This window comes from Salinicola sp. LHM (genome assembly GCF_034479735.1).
GTDB classification, from domain to species: domain Bacteria; phylum Pseudomonadota; class Gammaproteobacteria; order Pseudomonadales; family Halomonadaceae; genus Salinicola; species Salinicola salarius.
The window spans coordinates 1,489,805-1,502,248 of sequence record NZ_CP140261.1; the positions used below are offsets into that span (position 1 = coordinate 1,489,805).

Genomic DNA, 12,444 nt, shown 5'->3' on the forward strand with positions numbered 1-12,444 from the left:
TGATTGTGCAGATGAAAGCAGTTGTTCCTGGCTTACGGCTTACGGCTTACGGCTTACGGCTTACGGCTTACGGCTTACGGCTTACGGCTTACGGCTTACGGCTTACGGCTTCTGTAGAGGCGTCCAAACGAGGAGCAGAACATGCTGCAGACGCTACTCCCTATTCTGATCTTCGCGGCGCTGATCGTGGGTGCTATCGGTGCGGCGCGTCGCATCCGCCTGTGGCGCCAGGGCCAGCGGACATCGGTCGTGTGGCGGAACATGCTGCGTGTGCCGAAGCGCTACCTGAATGATCTGCACCACATTGTCGCTCGCGACAAGGCGATGGCGCACACCCACGTGGCGACGGCCGGAGGCTTCGTCGCGGCGATGGTGCTGGCAATCGTCGTCCATGGCTTCGGCTGGCGCAATCCGATTCTCGGTGGGCTGCTGCTAGCAGCGAGCGCGGTCATGTTCATAGGTGCGCTGGCGGTCAATCGGCGGCGTTTGAACCCACCGCGGAAGCTGTCTCGGGGTCCGTGGCAGCGGCTGTCGAAAAGTCTGCTGGCCTATTCGCTGGGCATGCTTCTGGTCAGTCTACCGCTCGTCGGCGTGGCGCCGACCATGCTAGGCGGCGGGCTGTTGGCCGTACTCCTAATCGCTCTGGTTGCGTGGGGCATGCTCGAGATGATCGTCGGCATGGGCTGGGGCGGACCGATGAAGCACGCCTTCGCCGGCTCGATGCACCTGGCGTTCCATCGTCGCCCCGAGCGCTTCGATGATCAGCATCCCGGCGCGACCTTGGAAAAGACGCACGATGTCCATCGCGGCAGCCGGTCGACGGCGCTGTTCCCGCTCGACCTGACCGCGTCGAAGCTGGGCGTGGAAAAGCCGGCGGATTTCCAGTGGAATCAACTGCTGGGCTTCGATGCCTGCGTGCAGTGCGGGCGCTGTCAGGCGGTCTGTCCGGCATTCGCGGCGGGGCAGCCGCTCAACCCCAAGAAGCTGATTCAGGACATGGTCGTCGGCATGGCCGGTGGCTCTGATGCGCACTATGCCGGATCTCCATATCCGGGGATCGAGGTGGGCAAACACCAGGGGGCGCCGGAACAGGCCATCGTGCCGCAGCTTGTCGAGGCAGAAACGCTGTGGGCCTGTACGACGTGTCGAGCCTGCGTCGAGGAGTGCCCGATGCTGATCGAGCATGTCGACGCCATTGTCGACATGCGCCGCTTCCTCACCCTGGAGCGAGGCGAAACGCCGGAAAAAGGCGCGGTGGCGATCGACAATTTGATCGCCACCGACAACCCCGGCGGACTGGACAACGCCTCGCGTCTCGACTGGGCGGCGGATCTGGAGATTCCGCGTATTCAGGATCGTCCCGAGGGCGTCGACGTGCTGCTGTGGCTGGGCGATGGCGCTTTCGACATGCGCAATCAGCGCACGCTGCGTGCATTGGTGAAGATTCTGCGCGCCGGTGACGTCGACTTCGCCGTGCTCGGCAATGAAGAGCGCGACAGCGGCGACGTCGCCCGACGGCTGGGCGACGAGGCGACCTTCCAGCGTCTCGCTGAGCGCAATATCGCCACGCTCTCGCGCTACCGCTTTCAGCGCATCGTCACGGCGGACCCGCACAGTTTGCACGTCCTGGGTCGCGAGTATCCTGCCTTCGGCGGCGACTACCGGGTTCTGCATCACTCGACGTTCATCGCCGAGCTGTTCGATGCCGGCCGGTTGAATGTCGCAACGCCCGAACGACGTGAAACGATCACTTACCACGATCCCTGCTATCTGGGGCGCTACAACGGCGAGTTCGCCGCGCCGCGCCAGATATTGTCGGCGCTGGGGCTCGACGTGGCCGAGATGGAACGTTCCGGGTTCCGCTCGCGCTGCTGCGGCGGCGGTGGCGGGGCGGCGCTTTCCGACGTGCCCGCCGATCTCCCAGGTCGCGCGCGCATTCCCGACATGCGCATGGAGGACGCGCGTGCAACGGGGGCCACTACGGTTGCCGTCGCCTGCCCGCAATGCACCGCGATGCTGGAAGGCGTGGTCGAGCCGCGGCCGCAAATCAAGGATCTGGCCGAGCTGGTGGCCGATGCGCTGGTGACGCCGGCATCGGCCGAGCCCGAAGCGAGTGTCGCTGTCTCGAGCCCGAGTCGCGAGGAGGAACCGGCATGAATGTCAGACGCATCGACCCCCACGCCGAACGGATCCGGCGCAATCGGCTCCACCCGCGCTATCAGGAGTTCATGCATCCGGCCTGGCGCTGGACCGGCCCCAATGGCGTGACACGAATCGATCCACATGCGATCGGCGCCGTCGGCCCCAACGGCATCAGGCGAATCGACCGCAGCGGTGCCGTCGTCGAGGCGCAGCCGCCGACATCATCGCCAATCGAGAGCGGGCCTTCGCGCCGCATGGTGGTGATCGACGATCCGGCCGGCTTCGTCATGGTGGTGCCGGAGTGCCCGGAAGGACGACTGAGCGATCATGATCGGGATCTGTTGGGTCTGGCCAGGCAGTTGGCCGATGGGCAGTCGCTCGCTGTCACGGCGGTCACATTCCAGGGCGCGGTGGCGGGGCTGGAAGAGGCCGGCGCCGACCGCTGGATCGACCTGTCGGCATGGGTCGAAGGTGACTGTTACGATCCGGAATCACGTCTCGCGGCGCTGCTGAGCGTGGAGACGGCAATGACGCCACGGCATTGGCTGTTCGCGGATAGCTTCCCCGGTGGCGGCGATCTTGGTCGACGTCTGGCGGCGCGGCTTTCCCGCTCTTCCAGTCATGGCGCCAACGCGCGAGCGGCGACGCGGGTGTGGCAGATCTCCAAGGGTCTTGGCCTGTCGCGGGCGGGAGGGCGGCAGGATATCCAGCGCGAACTCCCGCTTATTCTGCTGGCGCTGCCCGAGTGCGCCGAGCCGGTCAGCGAGACACGGCACGAGGCGCGGCCAATATCGATCGACGCGGCCGGCTCCATGACCTCGGACATGACCGCGGTCGGAGTCGTCGATCTCGGCCGGGTCGCGGTGGATCCGCAGCAGATTCCGCTGGCCCAGGCGCCGTTCATTCTCTCCGCCGGTCGTGGTATCGGCGATTGGGTGGGCTTCCATCACGCCGCCGAGGTGCTGGGGGCCAGCGAGGGCGCCTCGCGGGTGGCCGTCGACGACGGCAACATGCCCCGCACCCGGCAGGTCGGGGCGACGGGAACGTTCGTCTCCGCCAGTTGCTACATCGCGGTGGGGATCTCCGGCGCGGTCCAGCATCTTCAGGGCATCGCCAAATGCCAGCGGGTCGTCGCGATCAACCGCGATCCGGGTTGCGATATGGTCAAGCGTGCCGATCTGGCGCTCATCGCCGATGGCGATGCCGTGCTGGCGGCAGTGTGCGCACGGTTGGGGAAGCCGATGGCCGATGTCACCACCGAATCTCGTGGAGAGCGCTATCATGACGCCGCCTGACGCTGCCGCATGCCCGGTCGTGGCGCTGGTCTCCAGCGGACATCATCCGGTTTCCGGGCGGCCGGGACGCGCCCGGGAGGATGCGCGAGCCGTCGAGATGGGCTTGACGCTGGCCGGGGCGCGCCTGCAACTCGTCCACGCAGGCAACGCCGAGGAGCCTGCGCTGCGCGACTATCTGGGTATGTATCATGGACTGGACGATTCCGCCGCCCAGGGAGAGCTGGCGCTGCTACCGATGACGACCGCCGACGATGCCGTGCCGTTGCTGGCGACATGGCTGGCGAACAGCGGCTGTCGGCTGGTGCTTGCCGGGCAGCGCGCCGAATGTGGCGAGGGCTCCGGGTTGCTGCCCTATCTGCTCGCCGAACGGCTGGGATGGACGATCGTATCCGGCGCCGCCACGATCGAAAGGGTCGGCGCGGATCGCGTCACTCTGCTGCAGGTGCTGCCGCAGGGGCAACGCCGCCGACTGGAGGTGTCGCTGCCTTGCTTGATCACTGTCGATGCTCTGGCGCCCCCTCCGCGCCAGAGCGCTTTCGGCCCGGCAAGACGGGGCCGCATTCATGTGGTCGACGGGCTGACCGCCGAAGAGGATTCGGCCAGCGGCGAATGGCAATGGCAGCCGGCACGAGCCCGCCCCAAGCGGCTCAAGGTCGTCAAGTCCGGCAATGCGCGGGATCGCTTCCGGGCCGCGGCGGCCAAGTCATCGGCCGCCGGTGGCCAGGTGCTGACCGATCTGACCCCCGAACAGGCGGCCGATAGGCTAATTGCCTATCTGCGTGAAGAGAAGATACTGAACGATGAGATGTCGTAATCGAGCAGCTTCGGCATTCTCGACGAGGGCAGCTGGCCAGTGGACGACATGATCGCTCCTTTGCCAGCGCGAGAGGTGAATCAACGACCGAACGGGAGACGAGACATGATGATCGTCGATCTTATCGATGGGGAAGATTTTCGTCAGCGGCTGACCTCGCTGGGCGTGCGTATCCCTGAAGAGGCATGCCCCGAGACCTGTGCCCGGCTGGCGGCGGGTTGCCATCGTGCCAGGGGTGTCGAAGGGCTGGAGCCGGCCATTCGCGACCTGATGCAGCACACCGACGTGATGTTGCCGTCGGTCCGGGAGGCGATAGAGCGCCATCTCTTGCCCGCGTTCAACGGCGCCTGAGCGCACCGCGATAGCTGCCGATTTCCGGTATCGCCGACCCTTGCCTATGCTGAAAGATCGAGCAACGCGATAGAGGATAGAACGCATGGCAATTGGCATCTGCACTTGGACGCTAGGTATCGACGATCTGGATCTGCTGCTGGACAAGGTGGTCGAACTGGGCTTCGACGGTGTCCAGATCAACGAACTGTGGGAGCGCGATACGCCGGCTGCGATCCGAGAAGCGCTCGATCGGCGTGGAGTGGCCCTGTTGGCGGTGGAAGCTCAGCGAATCGGGCCGCAGGCGGGCGAGGCGCCGGATGTCGCGCAGGGCATCGATGCCTATCGTCAGGTGATCGACCGCGCCGCCGAACTGGGAGCGCCCATTGTCACGTTGCCGATCCTCTCGTTTTGGGTCCAGGGGCATCCGACGCCCTTCGATGCGCTGGTCGAAGCGTGTCGGGAACTGGCTGGCTACGCTAGCGAGCGGCAGATCCAGCTCGTCTACGAAGTCGCCAACCGCCAGGAGGTACCAATGATTCATACGGCGGAAGAGGGTAATCGTCTGGTGCGGGCCATCGATCGTCCCGAACTGGGGCTGATTCTCGATAGTTATCATATGAATCTGGAGGAGTCCGATCCCGTCGCCGCGATCGAATCGAGCCGTGATACGTTATCGATCTATCACGTCTCGGACTCGACGCGCGGCGGCATCGGTAGCGGGATGGTGAACTTTACGGCGCAATTCGAGGCGCTGGAGCGGATCGGGTTCGAGGGGCCGGTAATCATGGAGTGCTTGCCGCCGATGCATGATCCGGGTTCGCCAGTGGCAAGCGATGGCAATCGCCGTATTCTGGAAGATGAACTCTCCCGCTCGCTGGAGATCTGGCGCAGCTACGCGGCCTAGTCCGTACCTCTTGCGTCGGCGACAAATGCTCGCGGCCGACGCTGCCCTTCCAAATCCAAAGCGTTCCCCGTGAACAGCTCTCAGAGCCTCCGCAAACCCCACATGAAGTAGACGCCGCCGATCAGCGCGGCGATCAATCCCGCCGGCAATTGGTAGGGGAAGAACAGGTTCCTGCCCAGCCAGTCGGCGGTCACCATTACCAGCATCCCCAGTAGTCCGGCACCGAGCAGTTGGTGGCGGGCGCCATGGAAGCCCATCAGGCGTGCCATGTGCGGGGCCATGAGCCCGATGAACGAGAGCGGGCCGATCACCAGCGTCGCCGCGACCGTCAGCAAGGCCACCAGCGCGAGCAGCACCAGGCGGCTCCGGTCCACGTCCATGCCCAGCGCCCTGGCGGTGGGGGCGCCCAGCGGCAGCAACGTGAGCCAGCGCTGCAACGGCAGCGCCAGCGCGAACAGCATGATCGCGATGACCAAGATCCAGGCGCTGGAGGTAAGGCTGGCGTAGTAGGTCGAGCCGCCCAGCCAGGAGAGCAGCTGCTGCGCACGCGGATCTTCACTGGCCAGCACGATGGCGCGCATGGCATCCAGCAGCGACGAAATGGCGATCCCGGTCAGCAGCAGCCTTTCCGGCGCGAAGCCACTGCGACGGTTGCAGACGATCAGGACCAGCAGGGCCACGGTCGCGCCGCTGAATCCCATCACGGACCCGCTGAGCGGGGCGATGCCCAGAGGCAACAGCATTAGCGCGATGACGCCGATCGCCACGCCGGCGCTGATGCCCAGCACTTCCGGGCTGGCCATGGGGTTGCCGGTCATCCGCTGCAGCAGCGTGCCGGCGACGGCCAGCATCAGCCCGGCCGCTGCGGCGGTGGCGACACGAGGCAACCGCCAGTCGACGATCAGCGCCAGGTCGTCGATACCGGCCAGGCTGAGATATTTCGAGTGGCTGTCGAGCATGAAGCCGACGACGAGGGCCAGTGCGCAGGCGATGAGTGTCATTGCGCCCAGCACCCACAGGCGATGGCGAGGATGCGCAAGGCGCGGCAGCGTCAGGCCCGTGCTGGGTGTCGGCCGGGATCCGCCGACTTTGAGGCGTGGCAGAAGCCAGAGCAGCAGCGGAGCGCCGAGGGCCGCAGTCATTGCGCCCGTCGGCAGCAGGGAGGCGGTGAACGGCGCGAGCTGCTGTACGGCGAGATCCGTCACCGCAAGCAGGAGAGCGCCCAGGATCATCGACCAGACGAGTCGCTGGGGCAGCGTGCGGGCGCCGGACAATCGCGCGATAGCCGGCGAGGCCAGACCGATGAAGCCAATCAGCCCGATCGCGCTGACCACGCAGGCCGTGATGAAGATGCCCAGCCCCAGGCCGGCGAAGCGTAGCTTGCGTAGCGAGATGCCCAGGCTCCGGGCACCATCCTCTTCCAGATCGAGCAGCGACAGCGGGCGCAGCAGCAGAAGTGCCAGCAGCACCACGATAAACAGGCGCAGAAGCAAAAACTGCGTGTCGTGCCAGTTGTCCTGAGCGAGCGCCCCCGCTCCCCAGATGAATAGCCCCGACAGGCTCTCCTGATGGAAAAGCAGCAGCGCACTGTTGATGGCGCTGAAGTAGAGGCTGACCACCATGCCGGACAGCACCACCACCATCGGCGCCAGCCGTCGCTTCCAGGAGAGCGCGAAGACCAGCAGCGTTGCCGCGATGCCGCCCAGTAGCGCGATCCATTCGCGTCCGGCCAGCATCCAGCTCGGCGCCCATAGCGTGGCGATGACCAGCGCCAACTGCGCGCCGCTGGTGACCCCCAGGGTTGCCGGGGAAGCCAGCGGGTTGCGCAGTACCTGCTGCATCAGGCAGCCCGCCAGCGCCAGGGCGGCACCGCCCAGCAGCGCGACCAGTAGCCTCGGGGCGAAGGTATAGTGCATCACGATCTGCCGGATCTGGTCATCGTCCGGAGAGAGGATCGCCTGCCACCAGTGTCCCGAGAGGTCGGCAAACTGAGTCTGCAAGGTGGCGGCCCCCAGGCACACCGCCAACAGCAACAGGGCCAGGGCGAACCAGGCCGGCGAGCGGGCACGAAGCGTCATGGCGCGCCTTCCTCGGTTGCCGGGTCCGCGGGCGGGATCCTGTCGCTGACGGCGACCAGCGAGCGGGCGAGCCGCTGCAGAGAGATCAACCCGCCGTAGGGCCAGATGGGCTCGATGAAGCTCACGCGACCTTCACGCACCGCCGGCAGATGCTGCCAGATCCGATTGTCTTTCAGTGCCTCGCCGACACCGCGTGGATACGGTTCGATGACGACGATCCGTGCATCGGGTCGCTCGGCCAGGAGGTCGATCGGGATGCTGGCATAACCCCAGGCATTGGTGGGGCCCGTCCAGGCGTTGGTCAGATCGGTGCGGGAAAAGAGCGTGCCCACCATGTTGCCGTGGCCGAAGACACGCACGTGCTGCGCGTCGCTGAACTGGACGATATAGAGCGGCGCCTTGAAGCCCTGCAATGCCCGGGCCGTCTCTTCCAGCACCTGATCGGTTTCGGCGATCAACGCCTCCGCCTGCGGCTCGCGATCGGTCAGCTGCGCGATTTTGCGGGTCATGGCCAGCGTCGCTTCGTAAAACGGCGCGTCGGTATAGAAGTTGTCGATCATCCTGACCGGCATCAGCCGTTCGAGACGGGCATTGTCGCGGGAGAACAGCGCGCTGGTCAGCAGCAGATCGGGCGGATCCTGGGCCAGCAGTTCGAGATTGGGCTCGTTGCGCAGACCGATATCCAACGTCGAATCAGGAATCGGGGGTGCCTTGACCCAGGCGTTGTAATTGGGGATATCGGAAACGGCATAGGGCACGACGCCAAGCGCAATCAGCGTTTCCGCGACCGTCCAGTTGGCGGCGGCGATCCGCAATGGCGGCGAACCGGCATTCGCTGGCGTGCTCGCAAGCGCGGTAGCCAACCCCAGCAGCACGGTCATGGCGAGTGCAAGGAGAGCAGGGATAGGACGGGCACGCGACAAGATGACGGGTTCCTGGCAACGGGAAACGATGACGCAGACGCCCGCTAACTCGAGAGGGCGCTGGAAGCGGCGTTGGGCGGTGATGGTAGATCGAATGACAATCGTTATCAATCGAGGAAAGTGAGCGAAAGCGAATTGCTGATACACATAGTAATGATTGTTATTTACAATGATATGCGAGAATAATCGCCGGTCGGACGCCGCCGGCTTCCACCACGTCATGAACGGGCACTCGATCCGATGAAATCAGGGAACACCTTTGCCGCCGTCGGCGGTTCGTTGCTGTTGATCTACGCCGGAAATGCTCTCGCGCAGGAGTCGACAGTCAACAACGATACGGTGGTCGTTACCGGGACAGCGCTCAAGGTCGATACGCCGCTGCTGGAAACGCCACGCGCGACCTCCGTCGTCAGCGACTCGGAACTGGAGAAACGATCGGTCAACAGATATGACCAGGTGCTGCGTTATCGTTCCGGCGCACTGTCTTCGCCCTATGGTAACGACGCCAAGGCGGACTGGTTCTTTTTTCGGGGATTCTCGGGCGAGGATTCGACCTATCAGGATGGCTTGCGTCTGTTCCGCGAGGCTGGCTACCTGTGGTGGAAGACCGAGCCGTTCGGCCTCGAACGGGTCGATTTTCTGAAGGGGCCGGCCTCGATTCTCTATGGTGAGGCGCCTCCCGGCGGTATCGTCAACGCCGTCAGCAAGCGGCCGACGGAAGAGACGCAAGGGTTGTTCGAGATCCAGGGCGGTAACAAAGGGCATCGCCAGGTCGGCATCGATACGTCCGGTCCGGTCACCGACAGCGGTGATGTGCGCTACCGTTTTGTCGGTCTGTTTCGAGATCAGGACGGTGAACTCGATGGCACCGATAACGAGCGGGTCTATTTTGCTCCGAGCCTGGCGGTGGATCTCTCCGATGACACCACGCTGACGCTGCTGGCCAGCTATCAGCGCGATCACGGCACGCCCGCCAACGTATTCTATCTGCCTTACGGCTCCGTCAATGATACGCCTTTTGGCAAGGTGGATCGGGATACGGACCTCGGTGACAACGACAACGATCGTCTCGAGCATGAGCAGATCGCGGTTGGCTATGAGCTCGAGCACACTTTCAACGATACCTGGGAATTCCAGCAGAACGCACGTCTCGCTTCCCTGGACCTGTTTCTGCGAACCGCTTACCCCTCGTATATGCTCGATGATCGTACCGCGCAGCGTGGCCTGACCTATCGCGACGGTAGCTACGACGCCTTTACCATCGACAACCGCATGATCGGTAGCTGGTATACGGATAACACCGAAAACACGTTGTTGGTGGGCTTGGATTATCAGCATCTGGACGCCGACTATCTCAGTCGCGACAACTTCGCCTACGACACCATCGATATCTTCGACCCTCACAATAGCGGTGTCGGTGAACCCGGCGATCCGACCTACTACGATCAGGGCAAGGAGCAGATCGGCGTCTATGTGCAGGATCAGTTGCGCCTCTACGATCGCTGGATTCTGCTCGCCGGGGCACGGCACGATAGCGTCGACGTGACCAACAAGCAGGACGGCGGCGAAGACCAGAGTTATGACGATACCCAGATGTCCTACACCGGCGGGGTCATGTATCTGGGCGACTACGGGCTGTCGCCGTATCTAAGCTACAGCGAGTCATTCACGCCCAATATCGGCAATGACCTGAACGGTGATGCCTACCAGCCTAGCGAGGGTAAACAGTGGGAGCTAGGGCTCAAGTACGCGCCCAATTGGCTGGACGGCTATGTCACCGCGGCCGTGTTCGATCTCAAGGAGAGCGACACGCTCTATCCCAGTGGAGGGGCTTCCAGCAACCAGGGCGGGGAACGTCACTCGCGCGGTTTCGAACTGGAGGGCGTGGGCTACGTCACCGACAATCTTCAGGTTACTGCGGCCTATACTTATACCGATGTGACGTTGGATGTCAGCGATACCCAGAAAGAGCTTCGTGCCGGACTGATTCCGCGCCATCAGGCATCGCTATGGCTGGATTACGACTTTGCACAGGGTGCGTTGAAGGGGGTGGATCTGGGTGCCGGGGTGCGCTATGTCGGCACCAGCGTGGACTCGCCTCAATACAGCGACACGAAAGTGGCGGCCTACACGCTGTATGACGCGATGGCGAGCTACGATATCGATTCCCACTGGACCGCTCAGGTCAACGTGACCAATCTGACGGATGAAGATTATGTCAGCGGCTGTGACTACTGGTGCTACTACGGTGAGTCCCGCAGCGTTATCGGCAGTCTGAAATATCGTTGGTAATACAGTTTCCGCACCGAACGAGAGCCCGGCCCAACGCCGGCTTTGTCGCCAATCTCAGGCGCCCCGGACGGGGCGCCTTTTTCGTTGGTGAGTCCGTCGGTGGGTCCCGGACTGGACGAGATAGAACTATTGCGAAGCGACCTGCAGGTGGCTCGGTGTCTCGACGCCGAGATTGGCCCTTAACGTTTCGCTGTACCAGTCGATGAAGTCGATCACGCCGAATTCGTAGGTCTTCGAATAAGGTCCCGGCTGATACGCCAGCGAATTGATGCCGAGCTGGTTTTCCTCGGCAAGACGCCGGTCCTGGTCGTTGGTGGCATCCCAGACCTGGCGCAGGCGCTCGGGGTCATAGTCGACCCCTTCGACGGCATCCTTGTGAACCAGCCATTTGGTGGTGACCAGTGTCTCCTGCGGGCCCAACGGCAATACGCGGAAGACCACGGCGTGATCGCCCATGAAATGGTTCCACGAATTGGGCAGATGCAGGATGCGCAGCGAACCCATGTCCGCGTTGGGAATACGCCCCATCAGTTTGTTGCAGCCGGGTTTGCCATCCAGGGTCATCGAGACGACGCCGTCGATCAATGGCGTGCGGGTGAGGCGGTTGCGCTTGCCGAAGCGCGCCAGTTGCCAAGGTACTTCGCAGGCGGTCCAGTCGGCCTGCTTGCGGGCGACCAGATCGCGATATTCGCCGGTGGAGCGCGGATCGTCGGTGTCGTCGAATTCGATCAATGAGTTGAGCAGTTCCGGGTGCGCGCCGTTGCAGTGGTAGCACTCGCGGTTGTTCTCGATCACCAGCTTCCAGTTGGCGCGCTCGACGATGTTGGACTCCACCGCGACCTTGACGTTATCCATCTCGTAGGGCGAGAGGTAGTGTTCCAGCGAGACGAGAAAATCGTCGATCGGTTCCGGGTCGTCGCTCAGGTTGATGAACACGAATCCGCCCGCGCTCTTCACCGCCACCGGTTTGAGACCGTAGGCGCTCATGTCGAAATCGGTGCCCATGTCGCTGCCGGCGAACAGCAGCCGGCCGTCGAGTTCGTAGGTCCACTGATGGTAGGGGCAGACCAGCTTGGCGACCTTGCCCTTGTCCTTCAGGCAGAGCCGCGAGCCGCGATGGCGGCAGACATTGTGAAAAGCGTGGATGCGATTCTCGGCGCCGCGCACCACGATGACGGAGTTGCTGCCGATCTCCACCTTGAAGAAGTTGCCCTTGGCGGGAATCTCGCAGCTCATGCCGGCGAACAGCCACTGTTTCTCGAACACGTTCTGCATGTCCAGTGCGAACAGGCGCGGGTCGTTGTAGAACGGCTGCGGCAGCGAGAAGGCAGGGGCACGCTGGTCCAGCATGTCGGCCACGGCCTGACGTGTACTGGCGAGAGAATCCTCCAGGCTATCGCGTGGAAGTGGTGACATGGTCGCATCCTCATCAATGACAGATATGGGTCGTTTCCGTATGTCGCGGCGGGAACGACATGAATGGCAGGTGGCGGCGATGATTCATCCTTTGGGCGAAGTGTCGCTTAGGTGTCGGCCATGAGATTGTCCACCCGCGACATTCGTCGATGTCAGGCCGACCGGCAGGTACAAATGCTCACTGCGGCATCACCGGTCGATACCGGAGTGCCGATGGCACTGCGTGGGCGTCACGATAGGTAAGTTT

9 protein-coding genes are annotated in these 12,444 nt (G+C 63.5%); 6 read left to right on the forward strand and 3 right to left on the reverse strand.

Translation table 11 applies throughout. The annotated features are described in order from the left end of the window. Positions 1-141: 141 nt before the first annotated feature. The 5 genes from R5R73_RS06980 (at position 142) to R5R73_RS07000 (ending at position 5,488) form a co-directional block, all read left to right on the forward strand. Positions 142-2,157 (forward strand): (Fe-S)-binding protein, encoded by a 2,016-nt coding sequence (locus tag R5R73_RS06980; RefSeq protein WP_322529259.1) that lies wholly within the window; start codon positions 142-144, stop codon positions 2,155-2,157. Beyond that, positions 2,154-3,437, forward strand: a complete 1,284-nt coding sequence (locus tag R5R73_RS06985) for an electron transfer flavoprotein subunit alpha/FixB family protein (protein ID WP_322529260.1) — start codon at positions 2,154-2,156, stop codon at positions 3,435-3,437. Before R5R73_RS06980 ends, R5R73_RS06985 begins: the two co-directional genes overlap by 4 nt. After that, positions 3,424-4,251 (forward strand): electron transfer flavoprotein subunit beta, encoded by an 828-nt coding sequence (locus R5R73_RS06990; RefSeq protein WP_322529261.1) that lies wholly within the window; start codon positions 3,424-3,426, stop codon positions 4,249-4,251. Before R5R73_RS06985 ends, R5R73_RS06990 begins: the two co-directional genes overlap by 14 nt. Positions 4,252-4,356: 105 nt before the next feature. Continuing rightward, positions 4,357-4,602: a hypothetical protein gene (locus R5R73_RS06995; RefSeq protein WP_071230300.1), complete on the forward strand. Its 246-nt coding sequence runs from the start codon at positions 4,357-4,359 to the stop codon at positions 4,600-4,602. A gap of 85 nt (positions 4,603-4,687) precedes the next feature. Further along, entirely contained in the window at positions 4,688-5,488 is an 801-nt protein-coding gene (locus tag R5R73_RS07000; RefSeq protein ID WP_322529262.1) for a sugar phosphate isomerase/epimerase family protein, read from the forward strand. An 80-nt stretch (positions 5,489-5,568) separates the two neighbouring features. Here the strand turns inward: R5R73_RS07000 and fhuB are convergent, their stop codons facing one another. Together fhuB and R5R73_RS07010 are read right to left on the reverse strand one after the other, a co-directional pair. Further along, on the reverse strand, positions 5,569-7,566 hold the full coding sequence (gene fhuB / locus R5R73_RS07005) for a Fe(3+)-hydroxamate ABC transporter permease FhuB (protein WP_322529263.1): 1,998 nt from the start codon (positions 7,564-7,566) through the stop codon (positions 5,569-5,571). Beyond that, positions 7,563-8,489 carry an ABC transporter substrate-binding protein gene (locus tag R5R73_RS07010; protein ID WP_322529264.1) on the reverse strand — a complete coding sequence of 309 codons (927 nt, stop codon included), beginning with the start codon at positions 8,487-8,489 and terminating at the stop codon, positions 7,563-7,565. The genes fhuB and R5R73_RS07010 overlap by 4 nt, the downstream gene beginning before the upstream one ends. 240 nt (positions 8,490-8,729) lie before the next feature. Between R5R73_RS07010 and R5R73_RS07015 the strand changes: the two genes are divergently transcribed. Beyond that, positions 8,730-10,781, forward strand: coding sequence for a TonB-dependent siderophore receptor (locus tag R5R73_RS07015; protein ID WP_110635780.1), 2,052 nt, complete (start codon positions 8,730-8,732; stop codon positions 10,779-10,781). Between the two features lie 126 nt (positions 10,782-10,907). Here R5R73_RS07015 and R5R73_RS07020 read toward each other — a convergent pair whose 3' ends face one another. Further along, the gene (locus R5R73_RS07020; protein WP_110635777.1) at positions 10,908-12,197 is read right to left on the reverse strand and encodes an aromatic ring-hydroxylating oxygenase subunit alpha; all 1,290 of its coding nucleotides are present in this window, start codon (positions 12,195-12,197) and stop codon (positions 10,908-10,910) included. Between the last annotated feature and the right edge of the window lie 247 nt (positions 12,198-12,444).